Genomic DNA, 25,460 nt, shown 5'->3' on the forward strand with positions numbered 1-25,460 from the left:
GGATCGTCATGAGCCAAGACAGCGCAGCCGAGAAGAACGTGCCGGTGATAGAGCTTCGCCACGTGGACAAGCACTACGGCGACCTCCACGTCCTGCGTGACGTGAACCTGACCGTGAGCAGGGGAGAGGTGCTCGTCGTGATCGGCCCCTCCGGGTCGGGCAAGTCGACCATGTGCCGGACCATCAACCGCCTGGAGACCATCGACTCGGGCGAGATCCTCATCGAGGGAGAGCCGCTGCCGCAGGAGGGACGCGACCTCGCACGCATGCGCTCGGAGCTCGGCATGGTGTTCCAGCAGTTCAACCTCTTCGCCCACAAGACGATTCTGGAGAACGTGACCCTCGGTCCCCGCGAAGTGCTTGGTCAGAGCAAGGAAGAGGCCGAGAAGTACGCGATGGAGCTCCTGGAGCGCGTCGGCGTCGCCGAGCAGGCCCACAAGGTGCCCGCCCAGCTCTCCGGGGGTCAGCAGCAGCGAGCCGCTATTGCGCGCTCGCTCGCCATGCGCCCCAAGGCGATGATGTTCGACGAGCCCACGAGCGCGCTCGATCCCGAGATGATCAACGAGGTCCTCGACGTCATGGTCGAGCTCGCCCGCGGCGGCATGACCATGGTCGTGGTCACGCACGAGATGAGCTTCGCGCGCCGCGTGGCCGACCGCGTGGTCTTCATGGCCGACGGCCAGATCGTGGAGGAGGGCTCGCCCGACGAGTTCTTCGACCATCCCAAGACTCAGCGCGCCCGCGAGTTCCTCGATTCGATCAAGGGGCACTAGACATGGCGAGAAGACCGGTCGTTCTTGTCGCCCCTCGCTGGGAGGCGCCTGTCGTGGAGGGCTCGGAGACGATCGCCCCCCAGGAGGCCATCGCAGACTGCTTCGTGGACGCCATCACGGCGGCGGGAGGGCTGCCCCTCATGATGGCGCTCACCGAGGATAAGGACGTCATAGCCGACTACGTTTCCCGCGCCGACGGCATCGCCGTGCCGGGGGGACCCGACGTCAACCCCGTGCTCTGGGGTGACGAGCGGCCGTACGACCCGACGCTCCTCTGCCCCCAGCGCGACGCCTTCGAGCTGCCGCTCTTGCGCGCCGCTGTCGCCGCCGACAAGCCCCTTCTCACCACCTGTCGCGGCACGCAGCTCCTGAATGTCGCGCTCGGCGGCACGCTCTGCATGGACGTACCGAGCCTCGGCGCCCGAGAGGGCATGGTCCAGTGGCGCCACACCGGCATCTTGAACACCGTCTGCCACCCCGTCGAGGTCGAGGAGGGCTCGCTGCTGTCCTGCGCGCTCGGCGGGGCAACGCTCGTGCAGACCAACTCTGCCCACCATTGCTGCGTGGACCGGCTGGGGGAGGACGTTCGTCTGGTCGCGCACGCCACCGACGGCGTCCCCGAGGGCATCGAGGTCTCCGGCAGGCGCTTCTGCATCGGCGTTCAGTGGCACCCCGAGTACACGTGGCGCACCGTTGAGACCGACTTCACGCTCTGGAAGAGCTTCGTCGACGCGTGCCGCTGACCGAGCGGCCACAGCCTGTTTCGACAGGCGATTTCGCGCAGCGAGCGAGCGAAGCGAGCGCTGAGCCTGTGAAACAGGCTGTGGCCGCTCGGTCAGCCCACGTAGTGGTACGCGATTCTCGGGGTGCCGTCCTCGACCCAGATCGTGCCGCGGCGGACGAAGCCGCACCTCTCGAGCGTTCGCTGCATGGGGACGTTGTCGGCGTGGGTGTCGGCGCGGAGGTTGTCATGCCGCGCGCAGAGCCACTCGAGCATGCGCGTGCCGGCGCCTCGACCGCTCTCGGCCACGGCGAGGCGGTGCATGACCCAGTAGGGGTCGTCGCTCAGCCAGGGCTCGCCCTCGATCGCGGCGTAGGTCGGATCTGGACCAGGCAGGACGCTCATGACGGCGATGGGGCCCGCCCCCTCGTCGAGCACCCAGAGGGCGCTGGCCTCGAGGTCCTTCTCGGCGTCAATGAGACCGGGGTAGTCACCAGGCCACTGGGTGGGGTTGCCGTTTGCGTGCATGAAGCGTCGCGCGGCGTCGTAGATTGAGCAGACGGCCTCGAGGTCGCCCGTGTTCGCAAGGCGAATCTGGCCCATGGCTAGAACGGCCTGATCGAGAAGGACCGTTCGCAGGACTCGCCCGGCGCGAGCGTGATGGTGCCGCGCTTCCCCTCGAAGACGTCGGACTCGTCGTAGGCGGTGGCGCAGCCCACCCAGGGCTCGATCGCGACGAAGGGCGCGTCCGAGGTGGCCGTCCAGACGCCGAGATAGCCAAAGCCGTCAAAGTCGACCTCGACGCCGTGACCCTGGGGCCCGAGCAGCTTGACGGAGCGGCCGGGAACGTCGACGAAGACGACGGTCAGCAGACGGTCGATGAGCTCGTGCGTGAGCTGGATGCGGTCGGCGTCGCGGAAGAGCTCGTTCATGTGCGAGAAGTCATGCAGCCCCTGCTGGTCGATCGTGGGGACCTCAGCGGTCCACGCTTCGGGGAAGACGAGCTCGTAGTCCGAGAAGGACGCGCCCTCCTCGCCGGGCACGGGCACGTTGAAGGCGGGGTGGCCGCCGAGCGTGAAGGGAAGGTCAACGTCTCCGGTGTTGGTGACCTTGAACGTCTGGGTGAGGCGGCCGTCGGCGACGGCATAGGTCATGTTGAGGCAGAAGTCGAACGGGTAGGCGGCGCGCGTCTCGTCGCTGGAGCGGAGCTCGTAGGTCACGCTCGACGGGGTCTGGGCAACGACGGCGTGCTCGTAGAGGCGCGCGATACCGTGGCGCTTGAGGGAGACGTTGCCCTGAGCGGAGGTGGCGTGGTCGCCGCGAAGGCAGCCGACGATGGGGAAGAGCACCGGGGCGCGCCGCGCCCAGTAGCGCTCGTCGCCTTGCCAGAGGTACTCGCCACCCTCGCGCACGAGGCTCATGAGCTGGGCGCCCTGTGCGTCGATCGTGGCGGAGAGGTTGCCGTCGGAGATGCTCGTCAGCGTGGCCATGCATGCCCCTTTCATCGTCCCTATCTCTCAAAACTCTAATTCCGACGCGGTCCTTATCGGCATCTTGGATGGCTGAATGGAGCCTATGGGCCCGCGAGCGGGGAGTTGTGGCATAATATCCAACCGGTGCCCTCGGAATTTGGGCATCTTCGATGCGTCTAAAGTCGGCGGCTCGTCCGCCCGCCATAAGGAGGCACGCATGATCATCGAGGAACTCCAGCGCTACGGCATCGCACACACGGAGGAGAAGACCGTCATCGACGCGTCCCCGGCCGTGCTCATCGAGACCGCCGTCGAGCGCGGCGAGGGCGAGCTCACGAGCACCGGCTCGCTCTCCGTCATCACCGGCCAGTACACCGGCCGTTCGCCCAAGGACCGCTTCATCGTCGACACGCCCGACGTCCACGACAAGATCGCGTGGGGCAACGTCAACGTGCCGTTCTCCGAGGAGAACTACCAGAAGATCAAGAGCGAGGTCATCGGCCACCTCTCCGAGCGTCGCCTCTTCGTCGTGCACGGCCTCGCGGGCGCCGAGCGTCGCTACTCCCGCAAGATCTGCGCCATCTGCGAGCTCGCCAGCCAGGCGCTCTTCGTCCACCAGATGCTCGTCCGTCCCACCGAGGACGAGCTCCGCGACTTTGGCGAGGCCGACTTCGTCGTCATGGCCGCCCCCACGCTCAAGCTCGACCCCGAGGTCCACGGTACCCACTCCGAGGCCGCCGTCCTCATCAACTTCCAGGAGCGCATGATCCTCGTCGTGGGCACCCAGTACTCCGGTGAGATCAAGAAGTCGATCTTCTCGGTCATGAACTACCTGCTGCCCGTCGAGGACAACGTGCTCACCATGCACTGCTCCTGCAACATGAACCCGCGCTCCCACGGCACCACGGTCTTCTTTGGCCTCTCCGGCACCGGCAAGACCACGCTCTCCGCCGCCGAGGACCGCCTCCTCATCGGCGACGACGAGCACGGCTGGGCCGAGGACCGCGTCTTCAACATCGAGGGCGGCTGCTACGCCAAGACCATCGACATCACGCCCGAGACCGAGCCGCAGATCTGGAACGCGATCCGCTTTGGCTCCATGTGCGAGAACGTGATGGTTGACGACGAGACGCGCGTCGCCGACTACTTTGACACCTCGCTCACCGAGAACGGCCGCGTGGCCTACCCGGTCGAGTTCGTGCCCGGCGCCGTGACCAAGGGCCGCGCCAAGCGCACCCCCGACGTCGTGATCTTCCTCACGGCCGACGCCTTCGGCGTGCTGCCGCCCGTCGCCAAGCTCGACCGCAACGCCGCGATGTACCACTTCATGACCGGCTTCACGTCCAAGGTCGCCGGCACCGAGCGCGGCATCAAGGAGCCGCAGCCCACGTTCTCCTCGCTCTTCGGCGAGCCGTTCATGCCGCTCGACCCCAACGTCTACGCCCAGATGCTCGGCGAGAAGATCGACAAGGGCGGCGTTCGCGTCTACCTCATCAACACCGGCTGGACCGGTGGCCCCTACGGCGTGGGCAAGCGCATGAAGCTCGCCTACACCCGCAAGATGGTCGAGGCTGCCCAGTCCGGCATCATCGACGACTCCGAGTTCGTCCACGACGAGCGCTTCAACCTCGACGTGCCCACCTCCTGCCCGGGCGTGCCCTCCGAGCTGCTCAACGCGCGCAACACCTGGGAGGACCGCGCCGCCTACGACGAGATGGCCGAGAAGCTCGCCCAGATGTTCGTCGACAACGCCGACAAGCGTCTCACCACGATGGCGCCCGAGGTCCGCGCCGCCGGCCCCAAGCCCATCGGCCGCTAGGCTCCGACCCCGTCGTTCTTATCGCCTCGCAAAGCCCCGGGTCACAGACCCGGGGCTTTTTCTGTTGACGGTTCCTCCGCACCCGTTTGCCGAGTGTACGAGTTTCCATCGGATTGTCTGAGCGTATGAGCACCCGCGCATGGGTCAACTGCGCAAACGTGCCGGTGCGAGGACAAGAAGATTCGCTTGTGCCGAGAAACTCGTACACTCGGCAAAGCGACGACCAAAACGACGTCCGACGCGCAGGGATGGCGGGTCCGCGCGGGCGCCGTCCACAAAATGGCCCGGCAACCGTGGGGGCTGCCGGGCCGTCCGTGTAGGACCTTGAGCCAGGTGCGACCGGGCCTACTCCTCGTGCATCTCAGCCATCTGCGCCTGGACGGCGGTGATGGCCACGACGCCCACGATGTCGTCGGCGACGCAGCCGCGGGAGAGGTCGTTCACCGGCTTGGCGATGCCCTGCAGGATGGGGCCGTACGCCTCCGCCTGGCCAAAGCGCTGGACCAGCTTGTAGCCGATGTTGCCGGTCTCGAGGTTGGGGAAGACGAGTACGTTGGCGTGACCGGCCACCTTGCTGTCGGGCGCCTTGAGCGCCGCGACCTCGGGAACGATGGCGGCGTCGAGCTGCAGGTCGCCGTCGATGGCGAGCTCGGGGGCCTTCTCCTTGGCAAAGGCCGTGGCCTCCTGCACCTTCTTGGCGGTGTCGCCGCCGGCCGAGCCCATCGTGGAGTAGGAGAGCATGGCCACGCGCGGCTCCACGTCGTCCATGAAGGTGGCGAAGGAGTTGGCGGAGGCGATGGCGATCTCGGAGAGCTCGTCGGACGTGGGGTCGATGTTGAGGCCGCAGTCGGCGAAGACGAGCGTGCCGTCGTCGCCGAACTGCGGGGTCTTGGTGCACATGACCATGAAGGCGGAGACGAGCTTGGTGCCCGGGGCGGTCTTCAGGATCTGCAGCGCCGGGCGCAGGGTGTTGGCGGTGGAGTGGCAGGCGCCGGAGACCAGGCCGTCGGCGTCGCCCATCTTGACCATCATGGTGCCGTAGTAGGTGGCGTCCATCATCTGGGCGCGGGCCTGCTCGATGGTCACGCCCTTCTTGGCGCGCAGCTCGGCGAACTTCTGGGCGTAGGCCTCGTGCTTGGGGGCGGTGGGGGAGGTCGGGTCGATCACGGTGACGCCCTCGACGTCGATCTGGGCCGGATCGCCCAGGATGACGAGGTTGGCGAGGTCCTCGGCCACGATCTTGCGCGCCGCCTCGATCGTGCGCGGGTCCTCGCCCTCGGGGAGGACGATCGTCTTCTTGTAGGCCTTAGCCGCAGCCTTCATGCGTCCGAGAAAATCGCTCATCGAAGCTCCTTCACTTGTCGTGCGTCCTCGCGCGCCCCCGATTGTGTGCCTCTGCCGGGCATGCGCGCCGTCTTGGTCCATTATAGGTTCGAGGTGGTAGAATCGTGCGGACGAATGGGCGAGCGCACGTCGGCTCGTGACGGCGCACAGAGAGGATTTCCATGAGCATCGAGAAGGGCCTTCCCGCCGGTTTCAACCCCGACTGCTATGACGCGATCGTCGTCGGAGCGGGCTACGCGGGAGCCACCTGCGCGCGCCGCCTCGCCGAGTCCTGCGGCTTCAAGGTCTGCATCCTCGAGCGTCGCGACCACATCGCCGGCAACGCCTACGACTACGAGGACGAGGCCGGCATCCTCGTCCACAAGTACGGCCCGCACATCTACCACACCGTGAACGACCGCGTGAACGAGTTCCTCTCGCGCTTCACCGAGTGGACCGACTACCAGCACAAGGTCCTCGCCAACATCCACGGCACGCTCATGCCCGTGCCCTTCAACCACCGCTCTCTCAAGCTCGCCTTTGGCGACGAGAAGGGCGAGCGCCTCTACCAGAAGCTCGTGGACACCTTCGGGGAGAACAAGAAGGTCCCGATCATGGAGCTTCGCGAGAAGAACGACCCCGAGCTCGTGGAGGTCGCCGACTACGTCTACGAGAACGTCTTCCTTCACTACACGATGAAGCAGTGGGGCCAGACGCCCGACCAGATCGACCCCTCGATCACCGGCCGCGTCCCCGTCTTCGTTGGTGACGACGAGCGCTACTTCCCGCAGGCTCCGCACCAGGGCATGCCCGCCGAGGGCTACACCGCCCTCTTCGAGCACATGCTCGAGCATGACCTCATCTCGGTCTTCCTCGACGTCGACGCCCGCGACATCCTCAAGGTCTCCGAGACCAGCGTGTCGGTCTGCGGCCGCCCCTACGGCGGGGAGATCATCTACACCGGCCCGCTCGACGAGCTCTTTGGCCTCGACCTCGGCGCGCTGCCCTACCGCACGCTCGACATGGTCTTCGAGACGCTCGACTGCGACCAGTTCCAGCCCGTCGGCACCGTGAACTACACGACGAGCGAGGACTTCACGCGCATCACCGAGTTCAAGAACATGACCGGTCAGGTGGTGCCCGGCAAGACGACGATCATGAAGGAGTACTCCAAGTCCTATGAGCCGGGCAGCGGCCAGGACCCGTACTACGCGATTCTCGAGGACGCCAACCTCGAGCTCTATCGTCGCTATCGCGCGCGCGTCGAGGACCTCGTGAACTTCCACTGCGTGGGTCGCCTCGCCGAGTACCGCTACTACGACATGGACGGTGTCGTGGCGTCCGCGCTCGACCTCTCCGACGAGATCATCTCCCAGCACAGCTAGCGAGAAGCGCCCGCCCGCACGGCACGACGGCAAGAAGGACCCCATGAAGAAGACCATCACCTTTGGCATCCCGTGCTACAACTCGGCTGCCTATATGGACCACTGCATCGAGTCAATCCTCGAGGGCACCGAGTATGCCGAGGACGTCGAGATCGTCATCGTCGACGACGGCTCGACCAAGGACGAGACGCCCGCCAAGGCCGACGCCTGGGCCGAGCGGCACCCCTCCATCATCAAGGCGGTCCATCAGCCCAACGGTGGTCACGGGGCTGCCGTCATGCAGGCGGTCCGCAACGCGAGCGGCACCTACTTCAAGAACGTCGACTCCGACGACTGGGTGGACGCTGCGGCCGTGAGCGCCCTTCTCGCCCAGCTGAGGCGCTTCGAGGAGCTCGGCGAGCACGTCGACCTCGTCATCACCAACTATGTCTACGAGCACGTGGAGGACGACACGCGCAACGTCGTCGACTATCGTCACGTGCTGCCCGTGGGACGCATCTTCACCTGGAACGACATGGGCCACTTCATGATGTGGCAGTACCTGCTCATGCACGCCCTCACCTATCGCGTGGACGTGCTGCGCGAGGTGGGGCTCGAGATGCCGCCCCATACCTTCTACGTGGACAACATCTACGCCTACGTGCCGTTCCCCGCGTGCCGCAGCATCTACTACCTCGACGAGGACGTCTACCGCTACTTCATCGGGCGCGAGGACCAGTCCGTCAACGACAGGGTCCTCACGAGTCGCGTGGACCACTACTGGCGCGTGGCGCGCGTCATGATGCACGCCTACCACGTCTATGACGACATCTCCTCGGCCAAGCTGCGCAGCTACATGATGAACTACTTCACGATCATCATGGCCATCTGCTCGGTCTTCTCCAAGAAGAGCGACCGCCCGGACGCGATGGACGAGCTGCAGAAGCTCTGGGACGAGCTCAAGGCCTACGACAAGCGGATGTACCGCCGCGCCCGTCACGGCGTGGTGGGACTTGCCACCAACCTCCCGGGCACCGTGGGCCGCGCGCTCACGCTCGCCGGCTACAAGGCCGCCCAGAAGCTCGTCAAGTTCAACTAGACCTCAGGTCGCGTGCGGCGACGTAGCCGTAGGCGCTCGTCGCGTTGCGCGCCCCGTCGGCGATGGCGCGACCGAGGGCCCGCGTTGCCAGGGCGCCCACCACGTCGACCGGGGCGTCAACAGCTCCCGTGGCCATGACAAAGACGGTGTCGCCGTCGTTGGTCGTGTGCGTGGGGCAGATGGCGTGGGCGTAGGCGTCTGCTGCCATCTGGGCGACCTTGGTCGCCTGGGCCTTGGTGAGCCGTGCGTTGGTCACCACGCACGAGATCGTGGTGTTGGTGCGCGCGAGGGGCATCTTCGCATAGCCGCCGAGAAGGACCTCGGTGGTGTCGGCGAGCGAGCCGGCAGCGTCCAGCACCCCGGCGATCTTCTCGCCCGTGTCCGGGTCTCGAACGTCGCCGCAGGCGTTGACGGCGGCGACCGCGCCGCAGATGAGCTCGCCCGCACGCTCGACGTCCTCGCCGAGGCCGGACTTCATGGCCCTCTCGGGTCCGGCGAGCTTGCCGACCGTGCAGCCCGTCCCGGCGCCGACGTTGCCGCGGGGGAGGGGCGCGCTCTCGCCGTCGAGCGCGGCGGCGCAGGCGAGGCGACCGTCCTCCGCCGTCGGCCTCACGCACGGGTCGCCGCAGGCGAGGTCGAAGAGGCACGCTCCCGAGACGATCGGCACGCGGGCCACGCCCACGTCGAGCCCGAGCCCGCGTCGTTCGAGCTCCTCCGCGACACCGCATGAGGCGGCGAGGCCGAAGGCGCTCCCGCCCGAGAGCACGACGGCGTGCAGCACCTCGACGGTCTCCTCCGGTCGCAGCAGGTCAGTCTCGCGCGTCGCGGGGGCCCCGCCGCGGACGTCGACGCCGCCGGTCGCGCCGCCAGGGCAGACGATCACGGTGCACCCCGTGCCGGCTGCGGCGTTGGTCGCGTGGGCGGCGAACACGCCGGGGATCTGGGTGACGCTCTGGATGTCCTTATCGCTGGGCATGTGACGCTCCCTTCCTGATGGCGTCCGCGACCGCGTCGCGTCCGTCCTCGGACAGTGCCGAGATCTCGCGTATGAGACGGGAGACCGGGAGGCCGACGACGTTGGGGTAGTCCCCCCGGATGCCGCTCACGAGCATGCGCCCTGCGCCCTGGATGCCGTAGGCCCCGGCCTTGTCGAGCGGCTCCCCGGTCTCGACGTATGCCTCGATCTGTGCGTCCGTGAGCTGCCAGAAGCTCACCTCGGTGGTCTCGACGAAGCAGCTTTTGGCCGCAGGCGAGCCGTCGGGGGCGAGGCACATGACGCACACGCCGGTCGAGACCTGGTGGGTCCGCCCGGAGAGCTCTCGCAGCATGCGGGCGGCGTCGGAGGCGTCGGCGGGCTTCCCGAGCGCCTCGTCTCCCATCCAGACGATCGTGTCGGCCGCGAGGAGCAGTCCGTCGCCGGGGGCGCTCGTCAGCGAGGACCTGACGGCCTCCGCCTTCTCCTCGGCGAGGCGTGCGACGAGCTCGACGGGCGTCTCGCCGGGACGGCGCGTCTCGTCGATGTCGGCGGGGACGACGTCGAGGTTAAAGCCGGCGGCCAAGAGCAGCTCGCGCCGACGGGGGGACTGGGAAGCCAGGATCAAGGTACCTCCATACGAAAAGCGGGGACCGCACGCGGCCCCCGCAGGACGTCAAAGTGACGTGTCGAGTTACTCGACGACGATCGCGGAGACGGGGCAGTTGTCAGCAGCCTCCTGAGCGGCGTCCTCGGCGTCCTCGGGAACGTCCTCCTCGATGGCGACGGCGACGCCGTCGTCGGAGATGGAGAAGACGTCAGGGCAGGTGCCCTCGCACAGACCGCAGCCGATGCACTCCTCGTTGACAGTAGCCTTCATGGTGGGATCCTCTCTCTTGCCTGGGCCCCCTGCCCAGGTTCCCTCTTTTTGTACACGTTTCCGCGCGGTCGCGCAACCGTTACCCGCGTATAGCTCAAATTGACGGTCAATGGTCGTGAGCTGCTCGTTTATTCCTAGTGAACGCTGGGAATTAGTCCGTGTCCGTCGCCGCTGCGTCTAGGAATCGCCGCCCTTGTCCGTCCCCCATCTAAGAATCAGCGCCCTTGTCTGTGCTCCATCTAGGAATCGACGCGTTTGTCCTGATGCGCTCTAGAAACCCACGCTCTTGTCACGGTTCCTTCTAAGAATCGAGGCCCTTGTTGCCAGGGTTGGGCCCCGCCCATGCCAAGGGAGCGGATTACTAGAAGCTCCCATGACAAGGGCGACGATTACTAGAAGATCTATTGCCCAGGGCGCTGATTCTTGGGGAACGCGCGGACAAGGGCCGCAATTCCTGGAGGAAATGCGTACAAGGACGGCATTTCCTGGAGCGACCCCGAACAGGGGCGGCTCGACCCGGAACAGCGCTCGCGGGGCCTAGCGGCGCTCGAGCAGGGTCACCGTCTCGACGTGGTAGGTCTGCGGGAACAGGTCGACCGGGGTGACGCGGACGGGCGAGAAGACCCCGGCCTCCTCGAAGCGCGCGAGGTCGCGCGCGAGCGTCGCCGGGTCGCAGGAGACGTAGGCGATTGCGCGCGCGGGTTGCTCGGAGAGGCGGACAACCACGTCGGCGGCGAGCCCGGCACGGGGCGGGTCGACGACGATGACGTCGGCGTCGGTGTCGGGGAACTCTCGGCCGGCGTCGCCGCCGATGGGGTCGACGTTGTCCAGTCCGGCGGCGTCGAGGTTGCGCCTGAGGTCGCGGACGGCGGGCCCGTATGACTCGACGGCGGAGACGAAGCCCGCCCGCCGGGCGAGCGGGAGCGTGAAGGTGCCGGCGCCGCAGTAGAGGTCCATCGCCTCCTCGTCGGCGGAGGGGGAGAGCGCCTCCATGACGAGCTCCACGAGCTTCTCGGCCCCCGCGGTGTTGACCTGGAAGAACGACGGGGCCGAGACGCGCATGCGCTCGGAGCCCACGACCTCCGACCAGGAGCCGACGCCCGAGAGGCACTCCACCCCGGCGATCCTGCGGGCCTTTGTCGGCCCCTTCTGCATGACGCGGACGACCGACGTGGGCTTCAGCGCGTCGGAGAGCACCTTGGCCGCCTGCGCACGGGGGAAGGGTCCTGGCCTGCCCCAGAGCGCCACCTCAACGTCCCCGGTGCGGCGGGACACGCGGATGCCCACGCGCTCGAGGTCGACGTCGTGACGGCCGGCGAGGTAGGAGAGCGCCCCGGCGACGGACTTGACCGCTCCGGAGTGCGCCTTGTCGAGCAGCATGCAGCCCTTCACGCGCACGACCCCGTCACCTCCGGCTGCGTGCATGCCCAGGGCGGTCCTGCCGCCCTCGCGGACGGCGGCGAGCTCGACCTTGTTCCGGTATCCCCAGGGCTTGCCCGGGGACACGAGCGGGGCGACAAGAACCTCCGCCCGGTCGTTGCCCATGTGCGCGATGCGCGAGAGGGCGTCGACGACCGACCCCCGCTTCGCGCGGGACTGCGCCTCATAGGAGAGCGCCCCCCAGGGACAGCCGCCGCAGACGCCGACGTGGGGGCAGGCGGGACGGACGCGGTCCGGGGATAGCTCGAGCACCTCGGTCGCCCGTGCGTGCGCCCATCTGGGCTCCTCGCGGTCGACGACGGCACGGACCCGGTCGCCCGCGACGGCCCCCGAGACGAAGACGGCGCGCCCCTCGCCGTCGTGGGCGACGGCGTCGGGGCCGTAGGTCATCCCCTCGCAGGTGAGCTCGAGCTCTCGCGTCTCGCTCACTCGTCGCCCCCGCCGAAGAGGGTGCCGAAGGCTTGGCCGAAGAGGGACATCGCGCGCGAGAAGCGCCCGCGCCTCGGCGTCGCGGCTGCCCGCGCGGGCGCGGGCTCGGGCGTCGCGACGGGGGCTGCCTCCTCGGCCTCGGTCCTCTCGGCACCGGACGGCTCGACCGACGCGAGCGCGGGGGCGGCGTCCTCCTCGGGCTCGATCTTCTCGGCCTTGCGCGCGGCTGCGCGCTCTTCCACGGCCGCGCGAGCGCGCTCGTACGCCTCCCGTATCAGGACGTCCTGGCACACGATGCGCGGCTCGTCCTCGCCGGAATCGATGCGCGCCCAGGTCCCCTCGGACGTGAGCTGGCGCGCCTTGACGTTGTCCGAGAGCTGGAGCCTGACGAAGTGACGGACGATCTCGCTGCACTCGGGGTCGCGGACCGGGTAGGCGATCTCAACGCGACGCTCGGTGTTTCTCGTCATCATGTCGGCGCTGGAGAGGTAGATCGTGTCCATGTCCTCGCCAAAGGCGTAGATGCGGGCGTGCTCGAGGAAGCGGCCCGCGATCTGGCGAACGACGAGCCCGTCGGTCTTGCCGGGGACGCCGGCCTTGATGCAGCAGATGCCGCGGACGATCATGATGACGCGGACGCCCGCCTCGCAGGCCTCCGAGATCTTGTCGATGACGTCGCGGTCGGTGAGCGAGTTCATCTTGAGGAAGACCTTGGCGCTCTCGCCGGCGCGTGCGCGCGCGATCTCCCGGTCGAGCCCGCGCATGACGAGCGGCTTCAGGCCCACCGGGGCGACGCCGAGGTGCTTGTAGGAGCCGCGGAGGTTGCCGAGGGAGAGGTTGCGGAAGAAGGTGTTGCCGTCGGCGCCGATGCCCTCGTCGGCGGTGAGGAGCATGAAGTCGGAGTAGAGGGTCGCGGTCTTCTCGTTGAAGTTGCCGGTGCCGAGGCAGGTGATGCGGCTGATGCCCTCGCGGTCGTGGTAGGTGATCTGGCAGATCTTGGAGTGGCACTTGAAGCCCTCGGAGCCGTAGATGACGGTGCAGCCGGCGTCCTCGAGGCGCTCGGCCCAGGCGATGTTGTTGGCCTCGTCGAAGCGGGCGCGCAGCTCCATGAGGACGGTCACGTCCTTGCCTGCCTCGGCGGCGCTGATGAGACTCTCGCAGAGGTGGCTGGACTTGGCCACGCGGTAGAGCGTGATCTTGATGGAGATGCACGCGTCGTCGGCGGAGGCCTCGCGGACGAGGCGCAGAAGCGGCGTCATGGACTCGTAGGGGTAGGTGAGCAGGACGTCGTGGTCCTCGACCTGGCCGCGCATGGGCAGCGACAGGTCGACCATGGGGGAGACCTGCGGCTCGAACGGGCGGTACACGCAGGCGACGTGCTCGTGGTCGGGGATGTGGGACTCGAGCCCGTAGACGTAGCCGAGGTCGATGGGTCGCTCGAGGTGGAAGATGCGGCGCGGCTCGAGCGCGAGCTCGTCGGCGATGAGGTCCTCGAGCTTCTTGCCGAGCTTGCCGCGGATCTCGAGGCGGACCGGCTGGAGGCGCTGGCGGAGCTTGAGGACCTTCTTCATGTGCTGGCGGTAGTCCTCCTCCTCCTCGACGCCCTCGCCGTCCGGGTCGATGTCGGCGTTGCGCGTGACGCGGATGACGGCGGAGCGCTTGGGAACGTAGTCACCGAAGCACTGGTCGAGGCAGGTTTCGAGGACGTCCTCGAGCAGCGTGTAGCGATAGGCCTTGGGCGATGAGGGCAGCGCCACGACGCGCTGCTCGGTCGCCGGGACCTCGATGATGCCGAGAAGCCCGCTCTCCTCTGCGCCGTCGAGCGAGCAGGCGACGAAGAGGCGTCCGTTGCGCAAGTTGGGGAAGGGGTGGCGCGGGTCGACGATGAGCGGGGAGATGATGGGCGCGAGCCTGCGGTCGAAGTGGCGCTCGACGGCGGCGCGGTCGGCCTCGGTGTACTCAGACGGGGAGACGCGCACGAGGCCCCTCTCCGCCAGCGCCGCCTCGACCTCGGCGAGGCCGCGCTGGTGGCGGCTCACGAGCGACGGGAGTGCGTCGAAGATGGCGTCCAGCTGCTCGCCGGGCGTCATGTTGGACTTGTTGTCCTTGGGCTGGTTCTTGAGAGAGGCGAGGTCGGAGAGGCCGCCAACGCGGATCATGAACCACTCGTCGAGGTTGGACTCGACGATCTCGCAGAACTTGAGCCGCTCGAAGACGGGGACGGTCTCGTCGTAGGCCTCGTCCAGGATGCGGTCGTCGAAGCGCAGCCAGCTGATCTCTCGGTTCTGGGTGTAGGAGAAGTCTCGGTCGTGGCCCTTCTCGGACTTTGCGGACTTCTCCGCCTTCTCGTTCTTCTCGGCCTTCTCGGCCTTTGCCTTCTCGACCTTCTCGCCAGCGTCCTTGCCCATGTGATTCGCACCTCTCGCTCGTCGGCGCCCACGCACCGAAATATTTCTCTCTCGATGATAGCAGCCGCGGGCGTCACCTACGCACCGAGGTGCGTTATGGTTGTGAAAGGAAGTCGAAGGGAGTGCCATGTACGAGGGTCTCAACATCCGCTCTGAGATCGGGCGGCTGCGCAAGGTGATGCTCTACCGTCCCGGAGGGGAGCTGCTGAACCTGTCGCCCGACACGCTCGGCCCGCTGCTCTTCGATGACATCCCCTTCCTCGAGGAGGCGCAGCGCGAGCACGACTGCTTCGCGCGCCTGCTTGCCGACGAGGGCGTGGAGGTGCTCTACCTCGACCAGCTCGTGGCCGAGGCGCTCGACGCCGCCCCCGGCGCCCGCCGGGAGTTCTGCAAGCGGTGGCTCGACGAGTCCGGGCTCGACGGACATGCGGCCCGCAGGGCCGTGCGCGAGCTGCTCGACTCCATCGAGGACACGCGGGCGATGGTCGACAAGTGCATCGAGGGCGTGCGTGCCGACGAGCTCGACCTGTCCCCCGAGCGCGCTGCGTCGCTCGCCGACCTCATGCTCACCGACAAAAACGCTGGCTCCCCGCTCGTCATCGACCCCATCCCCAACATCTACTTCACGCGCGACACCTTCACCGTCATCGGCTCGGGCGTCTCGCTCAACAGCATGCTCTCGCGCACGCGTCGCCGCGAGGGCGTGTTCGGCGAGTTCGTGATGAGGTACCACCCCGAGTACGCCGGCACGCCGACCTGGTATACGAGCGACCTGCCCCACAACGTCGAGGGTGGCGACATCCTCGTGCTCGGCCCCGACGTGATCGCCGTCGGCATCTCCGAGCGCACCTCCTCTGCGGCGATCGACGAGCTCGCCCACAGGCTGCTCTGGGGAGAGCCGTCGTCCGGCATCTCCCGGGTCTTTGCCTTCTCCATCCCGCACAAGCGCTCGTTCATGCACCTCGACACCGTCTTCACGCAGGTCGACGTCGACACCTTCACCGTCCACCCGGGCATCCTGGGCACGCTCGTCGTCTTCGAGCTCACACGCGGGAGCCACATGGGGGAGGTCAGCATCCGCCGTCTCGACGACACGCTCGACGTCATTCTCGCCCGTGCGCTCGGCCTCGACGCCGTGAGGCTCATCAAGTGCGGCGGCGAGGACCCCATTGCGAGCGTCCGGGAGCAGTGGAACGACGGCTCCAACACCCTTGCCGTCGCGCCCGGGCGCGTCCTCGTCTATCAGCGCAACGCAGTCACCAACGACATCCTCGACCGCGAGGGCATCGAGCTTCTGGAGATTCCCTCGGCGGAGCTGTCGCGCGGCCGCGGCGGCCCCCACTGCATGTCGATGGCCTTCTGGCGCGACGCGGTCTGATTCCCGCCGCCGCGGGGCGGCATCGGCTACAATCTTGGGCGGACCAGACGCCCCGCGAAGGGAGAAGAACATGGCCGTGAGCCTCACCGGACGTCACTTCCTCAAGCTCCTCGACTTCACGCCCGAGGAGATCCGTTACCTGCTCGACCTCTCGGCGGACCTCAAGGCGAAGAAGCACGCCGGGGAGCCGCATCGCTACCTCGAGGGCAAGAACGTCGCCCTCATCTTTGAGAAGACCTCCACGCGCACGCGCTGCGCGTTCGAGGTCGGTGCCGCCGACCTCGGCATGCACGCCGTCTATCTTGATCCCTCCGCGAGCCAGATCGGCAAGAAGGAGTCCATCGCCGACACCGCCCGCGTCCTCGGCCGCATGTTCGACGGCATCGAGTACCGCGGCTACGGGCAGGAGCGCGTCGAGGAGCTCGCCGAGTACGCCGGCGTGCCGGTCTGGAACGGCCTCACCACCGAGTTCCACCCCACGCAGATGATCGCCGACGTCCTCACGATGGAGGAGGAGTTTGGTCGCGACGGCATGAGGGGCCGCAAGGTGACCTTCATGGGAGACGCCGGCAACAATGTTGGCAACTCCCTCATGGTCGTGTGCGCCAAGCTCGGCATCGACTTCTGCGCCTGCGGCCCTGCCGAGCAGATGCCCGACGCCCAGCTCGTCGAGACGTGCCGCGAGGTCGCTGCGCAGACGGGCGCCACGATCACGCTCACGCCCGACGTCGACGAGGGCGTGGGCGGCGCAAGCGTCGTCTACACCGACATCTGGGTCTCGATGGGGGAGAGTGCCGACCTCTGGGGCGAGCGCATCCGCCTGCTCTCCCCGTACCAGGTCACGACCGAGCTCATGGCCAAGGCCGCTCCCGACGCCATCTTCATGCACTGCCTGCCGAGCTTCCACGACCGCAAGACCACGATCGGCGAGGAGGTCTTCCAGAAGTTCGGCCTGCCCGAGCTCGAGGTGACCGACGAGGTCTTTGAGGGCCCGCGCAGCCGCGTCTTCGACGAGGCTGAGAACCGCCTGCACTCCATCAAGGCCGTGATGCTCGCGACGCTGCGGTAGCTTTGAGCTTGTGATTCGTACGTGCGGGTTCCGGACGGTTTAGCGCTTCAAACCGACCGGAGCCCGCACGTTTCATTTGTGCATGCGTGTTTTGGACGAAATTTGCCGAGAAACCGTCCGGAACCTGCACGCAGTGCCAAGAGGTGCGGATTCCGGACGGTTTAGTTTCGGGATAGACGCTTTGAACGTTGGTTTAGTACACCATGCCCATGGCCTCGCGGACCTCGTCGAGGGTCGCGGCGGCGATCTCACGGGCGCGACGGTTGCCCTCGTGGAGGACGTCGGCGACGTAGTCCATGTCCTTCGCAATCTCCTCGCGGCGCTCGCGGATGGGGGCGAAGTAGCCGTTGACCGCCTCGGTGACCACGCGCTTGAGCTGGCCCGCGCCGCCCATGCCGATCTCCTCGGCGATCTCGCGCGGGTTGCGGCCGCTGCAGATGCCGGCCGTGGTGAGAAGGCCAGAGACCTCGGGGCGGTTCTCGGGGTCAAAGGTGATCATGCGCTCGGAGTCGCTCCGTGACTTCTTGATGAGCCTGGCGGTCTCCTCCGCGGTCATGGAGATGGAGATCGCGTTGCCGTAGGACTTGCTCATCTTGCGACCGTCAAGGCCCGGGAGCAACGGCGTCGAGGTGAGAAGCCCCGTGACGTCGGGGAAGACCCTTCCGTAGCGCTCGTTGAAGCGACGGGCGATCTTGGAGGTGATCTCGATGTGGGGGAGCTGGTCGCGGCCCACGGGCACGATGTTGCCCTTGCAGAAGAGGATGTCGCAGGCCTGGTGCACGGGATAGGTGAGGAGCAGCCCCGTGAGCGCGTGGCCCGAGGCCTCCTGCTCGGCCTTGACCGTGGGGTTGCGCTCCATCTCGGCCTCGGTCACGAGGGAGAGGAAGGGGAGCATGAGCTGGTTGAGCTCGGGGACGGCAGAGTGCGTGAAGATCATCGTCTTGGCCGGGTCGATGCCGCACGCCAGGTAGTCGATGACCATGTTGTAGACGTTGTCGCGGATGTGCTCGGTCGTGTCGCGGTCGGTGATGACCTGGTAGTCCGCGATGATGACGTTGGTGCGCACGCCCATGTCCTGCAGGCGAACGCGGTCGACGAGCGTGCCAAAGTAGTGACCCAGGTGCAGGCGCCCCGTCGGGCGGTCGCCCGTGAGCATCGTGTACTTCTCGGGGTGGACGAGAAGGTCGGCGTGGACCTCGTCGCTCTTGCGCTTTGCTGCCTCGTAGCTACCCTCGTTGGGCATGTGCTCCTCCGTTCCTCGCGCTCGCGCGCGGATGATTCAACCAGTCACCCATGGTACGGCAAAGACGTTCGAGTTGCGAATGGTCGACCGACAAACACTGTTAGAATGATGGGGCCAGCGACAGACGGGAGGGGGCGCCTTGGCTAGCTCATACGGAACGGATGCCGACAAGAGCTCTCTGAGGAGCAACTACCTCGCCGTGCGCAGGAACATCCCCGAGAGGACCCGCTTCGAGAGCGACTCTTCCATCGAGAGCGCGCTCATGGCCTTCCCGCTCTTTGCCTGTGCCCCTCTTGTGCTCACCTACGTGTCGCTGGGCGCCGAGGTGGGCACCCACGCCCTTATCGACCGCCTGCTCGCCGCGGGACGTCGCGTGGCCGTGCCGCGCGTCGACCTCGCCTCGAAGGACATGACCTTCCATGAGATCGGCTCCCTCGACGAGCTCTCCCCGGGGGTCATGGGCATCCTCGAGCCGGGCGAGGACGCGCCCGCCCTCGTCGAGCCTGCGCAGCTCGTGGGCTCCGTATGTCTCGTTCCGGGACTCGTTTTCGACGGGGCTGGGCATCGCGTGGGCTATGGCGGGGGTTACTACGACCGGTTCCTCGCCTTCTACCCCGGCGACAAGATCGGTCTCGCGCGCACCACGATGATCTCCTCGAACCCGCTCCCGGTCGACGGGCATGACGTTCCCGTCGACTTCATCGCCACAGAGAGTGCGGTCTGGAACTGTCGCGGGCTCTAGCCTTCCGGCGGGGCGGCTACAGCCCGACGTGGGCGGCGAGGTCGAGGATGGCCTTGCGGTAGCCCTCGATTCCCATTCCCGACACGGTCTCGAAGCATGCGGCGCGGATGTAGGAGATCCTGCGGAACTCCTCGCGCTCGTCGACGTTCGAGATGTGGACCTCGACCATCGGGAGCCCCACGGCGCGCGCGGCGTCGAGGATCGCGATCGAGGTGTGCGTGTAGGCGCCGGGGTTGATGACGATGCCGGCATAGCTCCCGTACGCGTCCTGGATGGCGTCGATGAGGTCACCCTCGTGGTTTGACTGGAAGCAGGTGCACTCGGCGAAGCCCGCCTCCTCGGCGGCGTCGTGGCATAGCTTGAGCATGGACCGGTAGGAGTCGTGGCCGTAGATCTCGGGCTCGCGGATGCCGAGCATGTTGATGTTGGGGCCGTTGATGACGAGCACGCGCGCCGGCGCGTCCGGGGACGGCGCCGAGGATTCCTCGGTGTCCGCGTCTGGGTCGACGACTTCGGCCGCGTCAGCGCCCGCCGCGGCGGGGCCCATCATGTCGAGGAGGCTGACGAGGTCGTCGACCGACTCGTCGGGAGCTCCGACGCCCTCGTCGACCTCGCTCTGGACGATTGCGGCGTCGCGGAGCGGGTTCTGGGAGATGTGCACGTGCAGGGGGGAGGCCACGGCACCGACGGGGCCGACGAAGGCCTCTCCCGTCCCCTCGACGCCCGTGAGCCGCGAGAGCGCCTCGTGGACCGCCTCGACCTTTCCGGGGCCGAACACGACCTCGATCCCGTTCTCGCCCCGGCGGAAGAAGCCGAGCACGCCGCGCGCCGCGGAGAGCTGGTCGGTGTCCACCAAGGACGGGTCCTGCGTGAGAATCCTCAGACGGGTCATGCAGATGTCATTGGCAGTGACGTTGCCCTTGCCGCCGACGGCGGCGAGGACCTCCTCTGCTATCTGCTCTCTGTCCACGTCGCGACCCCTTCGTCGTCGAATCGCAAGTGGGAGCCCCGTCTCCTCACTCAGCACGTCCTGCAGTCATATCGCGTGAGAGTATACGGGCCGCCCGCTCACGGGCACGCCACTCCGCCGAGTGGTGTCGCAGACGGCGAGAAATGCGTCGGAGTTGTGACGCAAACGGGACGCGAGCCTAGAGGCCCAGAAGCTCGCGGACGGCTGCGGCGTCGCCGGCGGCGCTTCCCGTGCACCGCAGCGTCACGTCGGCCCACGCGCGATAGAGCCCCATCCGCTCCGCTGCGAGCCGCTCCACGCCGCGTGCGCGCGACATGGGCCTGCCGTCCGAGCTGAGCTCGTCCAGCGGCCGGTCGAGAAGGACGATCCTGCCGTTCTGGCGCAGGAGGTCGTGGTTCTCGGGCCGTGTGACCACGCCCCCGCCGCAGGCGATGACGAGGCCCGAGCGGGCTCCGTAGCGTCGGACGACCTCGGTCTCGAGCGTGCGGAAGCTCGCCTCGCCGTCCTGCTCGATGATCTGTGCGGGGCTGCGCCCAAACTCGATCTTTAGCGCGTCGTCGAGGTCGACGAGGGGGCGGCCGAGGAGACGGGCCAGCTCGCGTCCGCAGCTCGTCTTGCCCGCCCCGGGCATCCCGATCAAGACGACGTTCTCCGCCTGACCGGCGATCTGTCGCTCGACCTCGGTGACGAGGGAGTCGTCGAGGTCGCGTCCCTGAAAGAGCTCGCTTGCGTAGAGCGCCTGGGCGACGAGCATCGCGAGGCCGCTCTCGGCGGGCAGGCCGAGGCGCTCGGCGGCGAGGACGAGGCCGGTACGCGTGGGGTTGTAGACGACGTCGAGGACGCCCCTGAGGCCCCCGAGCGCGGCGAGGTCCCCCTCGGGGACGGGGGACGCCGGGCACTCGGGAAACATGCCGACCGGGGTCGTGTTGACGAGAAGGACCGCGTCGGCGTGACGCTCGACGAGCGTGTCGTAGGTCTCGGTTCCGGAGCGGGAGATGACGACGGATTCCGCCCCCACCGTGTTGGAGAGAGCGTCGACGACGGCCTGGCTCGCTCCGCCGCTTCCGAGGACGATGACCTTCTCGCCCTCGAGCAGCTCGCGCGGCGACGCCCCGATACGCTCGCGACAGAAGCGGGAGAGCATCCATGCGAAGCCGAGCACGTCGGTGTTCTCGGCGACGATGGAGCCGTCCTCGGCGCGCACCAGGGTGTTTGCGGCACCGAGGCGCTCGACGGCGGCGGAGCGAACGTCGGCCAGGCGCGCCGCCTCGCGCTTGTAGGGGATGGTCACGTTGAGGCCGCGCCACGAGCCCTGCCGGACGAAGGGAGCCAGCTCGTCGGGCTCGAGCTCGACGAGCCGATAGGGGGCCGATCCCAGGCGCTCGTGGATCTGCGCCGACCAGCTGTGGCCGAGCCTGCGTCCGACGAGGCCGTACGGTGCGTCGCCGAGGCCCTTCTCGGCCGCGCCCACGCTAGAGCACCTCCGCGTAGCTGCCGAGGTAGCGGCACTCCTGGCAGAGCCCGCCGATCGTCGCCATGAGGGAGGAAAACTCCGGGGCGGCGACGGGGCAGTCGAGCTCGAAGTAGAACATGAACTCGAAGTCACGCTCGGGGATGGGGCGGCTCTCGAGCTTGAGCAGGTTGATGTCGAGCGCGTAGAACTTGGCGAGCAGCTTGTAGAGCGAGCCGGGCTCGTGGGGGAGCACGATCATGAGCGAGGTGCGGTCAGCCCCGGGATAGATCTCCAGGTCGCGGGAGATGCACGCGAAGCGCGTGTAGTTGTTGTCGCGGTCCTGGACGCTCGAGGAGAGCACGTCGAGGCCGTAGAGGTCCGCGCACGGCAAGGACGACAGCGCCGCCACGTCCGTCCGGCCCGACTCGGCGACGCGCTCGGCGGCGACGGCGGTGTTCTCGCAGACGTGCACCCGAACGTCCGGCAGGCCGGAGAGGAACTCCGCGCACTGGCCGATCGCCTGCTCGTGGCTGTAGATGTCCCGGATTTCGGAGAGGCGTGCTCCCGGGTTGGCGAGGAGGTTGTGGTCGACCTTCACGCGGGTGGTGCGGACGATGTGGAACGAGTTCTCCATCATGAGGTCGAACACCTGGCGGACGGAGCCGGCCGTGGAGTTCTCGAACGGGATGACGCCGTAGCGCGCGAGGCCCTGTCCCACGGCGCGGAAGACGCCGTCGAAGGTCGGTGCGTAGGAGATGGTGGGCCGGCGGAAGATCTTCTCGGCCGCGATCTGGGAGTAGGCGCCCTCCACACCCTGGCAGGAGACGCGAGCCGACGGCGGGAAGAGCTCGGGAGTCCGCTGGCGTGCGGCGGCGATGGCTCGCAGCGCGGCGTCGTCGGCGGTGTCGTCGAGAAGCTCGTGCTGCCGCGCCCGAGATGCCTCCATGAGGAGCTCCATCATGACCTGGGCGTAGGTGGCCAGGTCCTCGGGCACGCGCTCGGCGGCGTCGGCGACCTTGGCGCGCTCGCGAGCTGGGTCGAAGATCCGCATCCCGCTCTCGCGCTTGTAGGCCGCGACCTCCTCCGCGACCGTCGTACGCTCCGCGAAGAGCTCGAAGATCCGGGAGTCTATCTCGTCGATTCGCCGTCTGAGGTCAGAGAGCTCTGCCATGTGCTGCCTTTCGTACGTACCGGTAACGTGCCGCGTCGGACCGGCCGACCGGGTCCGGCGCTCAAACAGCTTGCCGAGAAGGACGCTCGGCAAGAACTCGCGGCGGACCCGGTCGGCCGGTCCGACGCGGCGTGCAAGCCTACTCAGCCGGCCAGGTGAGCAGGATGTCTGCCAGGCCGAGCGCGCAGACCGCCTCGACGACGGGAACCGCCCGCAGGACGGCGGTGGTGTCGTGACGACCGTGGACGCGCAGGGTCGCGGGCTCCATCGTCTGGAGGTCAACGGAGTCCTGGTCGACCATCACGCTCGAGATGGGCTTGAACGCGCACCGCACGAGCACGGGCGCGCCGGTCGTGATGCCGCCGAGGATGCCGCCGGCGTTGTTGGTCCGTGGCGCGCACGTACCGTCGCGTACCTCGTAGGGGTCGTTGTTCTCGGTCCCGCGCATCCGCGCTGCGCCGAACCCGCGCCCAAACTCGACGCCCTTGACCGAGGGGATGCCAAAGAGGCCTCGCGCGAGGACGTTCTCGACGCCGTCGAACATCGGGGAGCCGGAGCCGGCGGGCAGCCCCGTGGCGACGCACTCGACGACGCCGCCCACGGTGTCGCGCGCCGCGCGGGCGGCGAGCACGGCCTCGACCATGCGAGCCCCCGCGTCGGCGTCGATCGTGGGGATGCGTCGCCCGTCCGCCAGGGCCGCCATCTGCTCCGCGAGCTCGGCGTTTGCCGCGGGAGAGTTGTCAAGCGCCGAGAAGGGCGCGTCCTCGATTCCCGCGAGCTCCGCCACGTGCGCGCGCACGCTGACGCCCTGGCTCTCGAGCCACTGGAGCGCGATGCCTCCGGCGACGCACAGCGGGGCGGTGAGCCTGCCCGAGAAGTGTCCGCCGCCGGGGACGTCCTGAGCCCCGTGCCACTTGGCCCAGGCGGCGAAGTCGGCGTGGCCCGGTCGCGGGACGGCGAGGATGTTGTCGTAGTCCCCAGAGCGGGTGTTCGTGTTCTCGATGATCGCCGCGAGCGGGGCCCCGCAGGTCTCGCCGTTCGGGTTGAGCCCGGACACGATCCTGGGCGCGTCCGGCTCCTTGCGCGGGGTGCCCCAGGGGTCCGACCCGGGCGCGCGGCGGGCGACGAAGGCGGCGAGCGCGCCGAGGTCGACCTTCATGCCGGAGGGAAGCCCCTCGACGACGCAGCCGACGGCGGGGGAGTGCGACTGCCCGAAGACGGTGACGCGCAGCGTGGTTCCAAGCGTGGATGGCATCATGCCTCCCTTTCGACCCTGCCTCCAAGCGAGGCCAGGTCATCGAAGAAGCGCGGGTAGGACTTCTCGACGCACTCGGCGCCGAGGATGGTGGTCGGGGCGTCGCAGCGCGTGGCGAGAATCGCGGCCATCATCGCGATGCGATGGTCGTTCGCGGAGTCGACGGTGCCGCCGCGCAGCGTCCGGGAACCCGTTATGACGAGACCGTCCTCGGTCGTCTCGACGCTCGCACCGAGGGCGCGCAGCGCCGCGGACACGGTCTCGATGCGGTCCGACTCCTTGAGCCGCAGGCGCGCCGCGCCAACGAGGCGCGTCGTCCCCTCCGCGAGGGCCGCCGCGGCGGCGAGCGGCGGCACGAGGTCGGGGCAGTCGCTGACGTCGAGCGTCGCCCCCTTGAGCTCAGTTGGCCGGACGGCGGCGCCGGAGGGGGTGCGTAGGACGTGGGCGCCGAGAAGGGAGAGCGCGGCGAGGATGGCGCGGTCCCCCTGGGCGCTCGAGGCGTCGAGTCCCCGAACGGCCACGCCGCGGTCGCTCAGGGCACCGGCGACGAGCCAGAACGCGGCGTTGGACCAGTCCCCGCCGACGACGAGCGAACCGGGGGACGCCAGCCCGTCCGACGCGGACACGTCGTAGACGAGGGCTGGCGCGCCGGACTCGCTCACGCCGCGCGTGCGGGAGACGCCAACGCCAAACGCGCGCAGGACGGAGACCGTGAGGTCGATGTAGGGCCTCGACTCGACCGGCTCGGTGACGACGACCTCGACCGGGGCGCGCAGCAGCGGAGCCGCGAGCATGAGGCCGCTCACGTACTGCGAGGAGACGTTGCCGGCGAGCTCGTAGCGTCCGGCGCGGATGCGCCCGCGCACCTCGAGCGGGAGGCTGCCCTGGGGGGAGAGCTCGGCGCCGTGCTCGACGAGCTGCTCGTAGAGCGGGGAGAGCGGGCGCTCGGGAAGCCTGCCGCGCCCCGTCAGCGAGGCGTCGCAGCCGAGCGAGCAGACGACCGGAAGCATGAAGCGCAGCGTGGAGCCGGACTCGCCGCAGTCGAGCGTCGCGGCCCGGCGGGGCTCGGGAAGGTTGTCCGTGGCCGAGGTCCCGGGGACGGGCCTCACGCGGAACCCGTCCCTCGTTCTGGCGACGCGGGCCCCGAGCGCCTCGAGGCACGAGACGGTGGCGTCGATGTCTGCGGAGCTGGTCGTGCACGTGACGTCGGTCACGCCCGGGGCGAACGCGGCGCATATGAGGACGCGGTGCGCCTCCGACTTCGATGAGGGCGCGACGATCTCCCCGGAGAGGGCGCCCGGATGAATGGTGATGTTCAAGGTTCCCGCCGATCTCGTCTGGTCTGCCGCAACAATGCTACCGCACAACCCTTTCGAGTACGTTTCCTCTTGGCCGCTTCCGAGGTTATGCGACATGCCCCCAGTGGCAGGTTCTTGTCGCCAGCCTATATAGCTGCGGCTTTGTTGTGCTTGCGGCCC

At 68.0% G+C, this 25,460-nt stretch carries 22 protein-coding genes; 8 read left to right on the plus strand and 14 right to left on the minus strand.

The window, feature by feature from the left end:
• Nucleotides 1-8: 8 nt before the first annotated feature.
• Together B5F73_RS01400 and B5F73_RS01405 are read left to right on the plus strand one after the other, a co-directional pair.
• A complete protein-coding gene (locus B5F73_RS01400) occupies nt 9-773 on the plus strand; it encodes an amino acid ABC transporter ATP-binding protein (protein ID WP_087225288.1) in 765 nt (254 codons plus the stop codon).
• A 2-nt stretch (nt 774-775) separates the two neighbouring features.
• Nucleotides 776-1,516: a gamma-glutamyl-gamma-aminobutyrate hydrolase family protein gene (locus B5F73_RS01405; RefSeq protein WP_087225291.1), complete on the plus strand. Its 741-nt coding sequence runs from the start codon at nt 776-778 to the stop codon at nt 1,514-1,516.
• Nucleotides 1,517-1,608: 92 nt separating this feature from the next.
• On the opposite strand, the gene B5F73_RS01410 is transcribed toward B5F73_RS01405, so the two are convergent.
• Both B5F73_RS01410 and B5F73_RS01415 read right to left on the minus strand, forming a co-directional pair.
• Nucleotides 1,609-2,097: a GNAT family N-acetyltransferase gene (locus B5F73_RS01410; protein ID WP_087225294.1), complete on the minus strand. Its 489-nt coding sequence runs from the start codon at nt 2,095-2,097 to the stop codon at nt 1,609-1,611.
• 2 nt (nt 2,098-2,099) lie between these two features.
• Nucleotides 2,100-2,984, minus strand: coding sequence for an aldose 1-epimerase family protein (locus tag B5F73_RS01415; RefSeq protein ID WP_087225297.1), 885 nt, complete (start codon nt 2,982-2,984; stop codon nt 2,100-2,102).
• A 199-nt stretch (nt 2,985-3,183) separates the two neighbouring features.
• Here B5F73_RS01415 and pckA point away from each other — a divergent pair, with 199 nt between their 5' ends.
• Nucleotides 3,184-4,785, plus strand: coding sequence for a phosphoenolpyruvate carboxykinase (ATP) (pckA, locus tag B5F73_RS01420; RefSeq protein WP_204206231.1), 1,602 nt, complete (start codon nt 3,184-3,186; stop codon nt 4,783-4,785).
• Between the two features lie 345 nt (nt 4,786-5,130).
• Here the strand turns inward: pckA and pta are convergent, their stop codons facing one another.
• Entirely contained in the window at nt 5,131-6,129 is a 999-nt protein-coding gene (gene pta / locus B5F73_RS01425; RefSeq protein ID WP_087225300.1) for a phosphate acetyltransferase, read from the minus strand.
• A 161-nt stretch (nt 6,130-6,290) separates the two neighbouring features.
• On the opposite strand from pta, the gene glf reads away from it, so the two are divergent.
• Both glf and B5F73_RS01435 read left to right on the plus strand, forming a co-directional pair.
• The gene (gene glf / locus B5F73_RS01430; protein WP_087225303.1) at nt 6,291-7,493 is read left to right on the plus strand and encodes a UDP-galactopyranose mutase; all 1,203 of its coding nucleotides are present in this window, start codon (nt 6,291-6,293) and stop codon (nt 7,491-7,493) included.
• A 43-nt stretch (nt 7,494-7,536) separates the two neighbouring features.
• Nucleotides 7,537-8,571: a glycosyltransferase family 2 protein gene (locus B5F73_RS01435; RefSeq protein ID WP_087225306.1), complete on the plus strand. Its 1,035-nt coding sequence runs from the start codon at nt 7,537-7,539 to the stop codon at nt 8,569-8,571.
• Here B5F73_RS01435 and B5F73_RS01440 read toward each other — a convergent pair.
• From B5F73_RS01440 to ppk1, 5 genes are all read right to left on the minus strand, one after another.
• Nucleotides 8,564-9,547: a P1 family peptidase gene (locus B5F73_RS01440; protein ID WP_087225309.1), complete on the minus strand. Its 984-nt coding sequence runs from the start codon at nt 9,545-9,547 to the stop codon at nt 8,564-8,566. The genes B5F73_RS01435 and B5F73_RS01440 overlap by 8 nt on opposite strands.
• A complete protein-coding gene (locus B5F73_RS01445) occupies nt 9,534-10,172 on the minus strand; it encodes a Maf family protein (protein WP_087225312.1) in 639 nt (212 codons plus the stop codon). Before B5F73_RS01445 ends, B5F73_RS01440 begins: the two co-directional genes overlap by 14 nt.
• Before the next feature lie 66 nt (nt 10,173-10,238).
• Nucleotides 10,239-10,424, minus strand: a complete 186-nt coding sequence (locus B5F73_RS01450) for a ferredoxin (protein WP_087225315.1) — start codon at nt 10,422-10,424, stop codon at nt 10,239-10,241.
• Nucleotides 10,425-10,961: 537 nt separating this feature from the next.
• Nucleotides 10,962-12,254 (minus strand): 23S rRNA (uracil(1939)-C(5))-methyltransferase RlmD, encoded by a 1,293-nt coding sequence (gene rlmD, locus B5F73_RS01455; RefSeq protein WP_087225829.1) that lies wholly within the window; start codon nt 12,252-12,254, stop codon nt 10,962-10,964.
• A 35-nt stretch (nt 12,255-12,289) separates the two neighbouring features.
• Nucleotides 12,290-14,701 carry a polyphosphate kinase 1 gene (gene ppk1 / locus B5F73_RS01460; RefSeq protein WP_087225318.1) on the minus strand — a complete coding sequence of 804 codons (2,412 nt, stop codon included), beginning with the start codon at nt 14,699-14,701 and terminating at the stop codon, nt 12,290-12,292.
• Between the two features lie 127 nt (nt 14,702-14,828).
• Between ppk1 and B5F73_RS01465 the strand changes: the two genes are divergently transcribed.
• The gene (locus B5F73_RS01465) at nt 14,829-16,079 is read left to right on the plus strand and encodes an arginine deiminase (RefSeq protein ID WP_087225321.1); all 1,251 of its coding nucleotides are present in this window, start codon (nt 14,829-14,831) and stop codon (nt 16,077-16,079) included.
• Between the two features lie 70 nt (nt 16,080-16,149).
• A complete protein-coding gene (gene argF, locus B5F73_RS01470) occupies nt 16,150-17,148 on the plus strand; it encodes an ornithine carbamoyltransferase (protein ID WP_087225324.1) in 999 nt (332 codons plus the stop codon).
• Nucleotides 17,149-17,341: 193 nt separating this feature from the next.
• Here argF and trpS read toward each other — a convergent pair whose 3' ends face one another.
• Nucleotides 17,342-18,391, minus strand: a complete 1,050-nt coding sequence (trpS, locus tag B5F73_RS01475) for a tryptophan--tRNA ligase (RefSeq protein WP_087225328.1) — start codon at nt 18,389-18,391, stop codon at nt 17,342-17,344.
• Nucleotides 18,392-18,530: 139 nt separating this feature from the next.
• On the opposite strand from trpS, the gene B5F73_RS01480 reads away from it, so the two are divergent.
• Nucleotides 18,531-19,133 (plus strand): 5-formyltetrahydrofolate cyclo-ligase, encoded by a 603-nt coding sequence (locus B5F73_RS01480; RefSeq protein ID WP_087225331.1) that lies wholly within the window; start codon nt 18,531-18,533, stop codon nt 19,131-19,133.
• A gap of 16 nt (nt 19,134-19,149) precedes the next feature.
• Here the strand turns inward: B5F73_RS01480 and aroQ are convergent, their stop codons facing one another.
• The 5 genes from aroQ to aroA form a co-directional block, all read right to left on the minus strand.
• Nucleotides 19,150-20,103 (minus strand): type II 3-dehydroquinate dehydratase, encoded by a 954-nt coding sequence (aroQ, locus tag B5F73_RS01485; RefSeq protein WP_087225334.1) that lies wholly within the window; start codon nt 20,101-20,103, stop codon nt 19,150-19,152.
• Nucleotides 20,104-20,281: 178 nt separating this feature from the next.
• Nucleotides 20,282-21,574 carry a shikimate kinase gene (locus B5F73_RS01490; protein ID WP_087225337.1) on the minus strand — a complete coding sequence of 431 codons (1,293 nt, stop codon included), beginning with the start codon at nt 21,572-21,574 and terminating at the stop codon, nt 20,282-20,284.
• A gap of 1 nt (nt 21,575) precedes the next feature.
• Entirely contained in the window at nt 21,576-22,727 is a 1,152-nt protein-coding gene (locus B5F73_RS01495) for a bifunctional chorismate mutase/prephenate dehydratase (RefSeq protein ID WP_087225340.1), read from the minus strand.
• 139 nt (nt 22,728-22,866) lie between these two features.
• Complete coding sequence (gene aroC, locus B5F73_RS01500) at nt 22,867-23,982, minus strand: chorismate synthase (RefSeq protein ID WP_087225832.1); 1,116 nt, start codon at nt 23,980-23,982, stop codon at nt 22,867-22,869.
• Nucleotides 23,982-25,301: a 3-phosphoshikimate 1-carboxyvinyltransferase gene (aroA, locus tag B5F73_RS01505; protein ID WP_087225343.1), complete on the minus strand. Its 1,320-nt coding sequence runs from the start codon at nt 25,299-25,301 to the stop codon at nt 23,982-23,984. Before aroA ends, aroC begins: the two co-directional genes overlap by 1 nt.
• Nucleotides 25,302-25,460 lie beyond the last annotated feature (159 nt).

It is taken from the genome of Olsenella sp. An270, from assembly GCF_002159735.1.
Taxonomy (GTDB): Bacteria; Actinomycetota; Coriobacteriia; order Coriobacteriales; family Atopobiaceae; genus Thermophilibacter.

What these genes read in the sequence shown, in the direction of transcription:
- trpS (WP_087225328.1), bottom strand. Translation starts at nt 18,391, where the DNA reads ATGCCCAACGAGGGTAGCTACGAGGCAGCAAAGCGCAAGAGCGACGAG.
- B5F73_RS01415 (WP_087225297.1), bottom strand. Translation starts at nt 2,984, where the DNA reads ATGGCCACGCTGACGAGCATCTCCGACGGCAACCTCTCCGCCACGATC.
- B5F73_RS01435 (WP_087225306.1), top strand. Translation starts at nt 7,537, where the DNA reads ATGAAGAAGACCATCACCTTTGGCATCCCGTGCTACAACTCGGCTGCC.
- B5F73_RS01450 (WP_087225315.1), bottom strand. Translation starts at nt 10,424, where the DNA reads ATGAAGGCTACTGTCAACGAGGAGTGCATCGGCTGCGGTCTGTGCGAG.
- rlmD (WP_087225829.1), bottom strand. Translation starts at nt 12,254, where the DNA reads ATGACCTACGGCCCCGACGCCGTCGCCCACGACGGCGAGGGGCGCGCC.
- argF (WP_087225324.1), top strand. Translation starts at nt 16,150, where the DNA reads ATGGCCGTGAGCCTCACCGGACGTCACTTCCTCAAGCTCCTCGACTTC.
- B5F73_RS01495 (WP_087225340.1), bottom strand. Translation starts at nt 22,727, where the DNA reads ATGGCAGAGCTCTCTGACCTCAGACGGCGAATCGACGAGATAGACTCC.
- B5F73_RS01440 (WP_087225309.1), bottom strand. Translation starts at nt 9,547, where the DNA reads ATGCCCAGCGATAAGGACATCCAGAGCGTCACCCAGATCCCCGGCGTG.
- ppk1 (WP_087225318.1), bottom strand. Translation starts at nt 14,701, where the DNA reads ATGGGCAAGGACGCTGGCGAGAAGGTCGAGAAGGCAAAGGCCGAGAAG.
- B5F73_RS01405 (WP_087225291.1), top strand. Translation starts at nt 776, where the DNA reads ATGGCGAGAAGACCGGTCGTTCTTGTCGCCCCTCGCTGGGAGGCGCCT.
- B5F73_RS01400 (WP_087225288.1), top strand. Translation starts at nt 9, where the DNA reads ATGAGCCAAGACAGCGCAGCCGAGAAGAACGTGCCGGTGATAGAGCTT.
- glf (WP_087225303.1), top strand. Translation starts at nt 6,291, where the DNA reads ATGAGCATCGAGAAGGGCCTTCCCGCCGGTTTCAACCCCGACTGCTAT.
- B5F73_RS01410 (WP_087225294.1), bottom strand. Translation starts at nt 2,097, where the DNA reads ATGGGCCAGATTCGCCTTGCGAACACGGGCGACCTCGAGGCCGTCTGC.
- aroC (WP_087225832.1), bottom strand. Translation starts at nt 23,982, where the DNA reads ATGCCATCCACGCTTGGAACCACGCTGCGCGTCACCGTCTTCGGGCAG.
- pta (WP_087225300.1), bottom strand. Translation starts at nt 6,129, where the DNA reads ATGAGCGATTTTCTCGGACGCATGAAGGCTGCGGCTAAGGCCTACAAG.
- pckA (WP_204206231.1), top strand. Translation starts at nt 3,184, where the DNA reads ATGATCATCGAGGAACTCCAGCGCTACGGCATCGCACACACGGAGGAG.
- B5F73_RS01465 (WP_087225321.1), top strand. Translation starts at nt 14,829, where the DNA reads ATGTACGAGGGTCTCAACATCCGCTCTGAGATCGGGCGGCTGCGCAAG.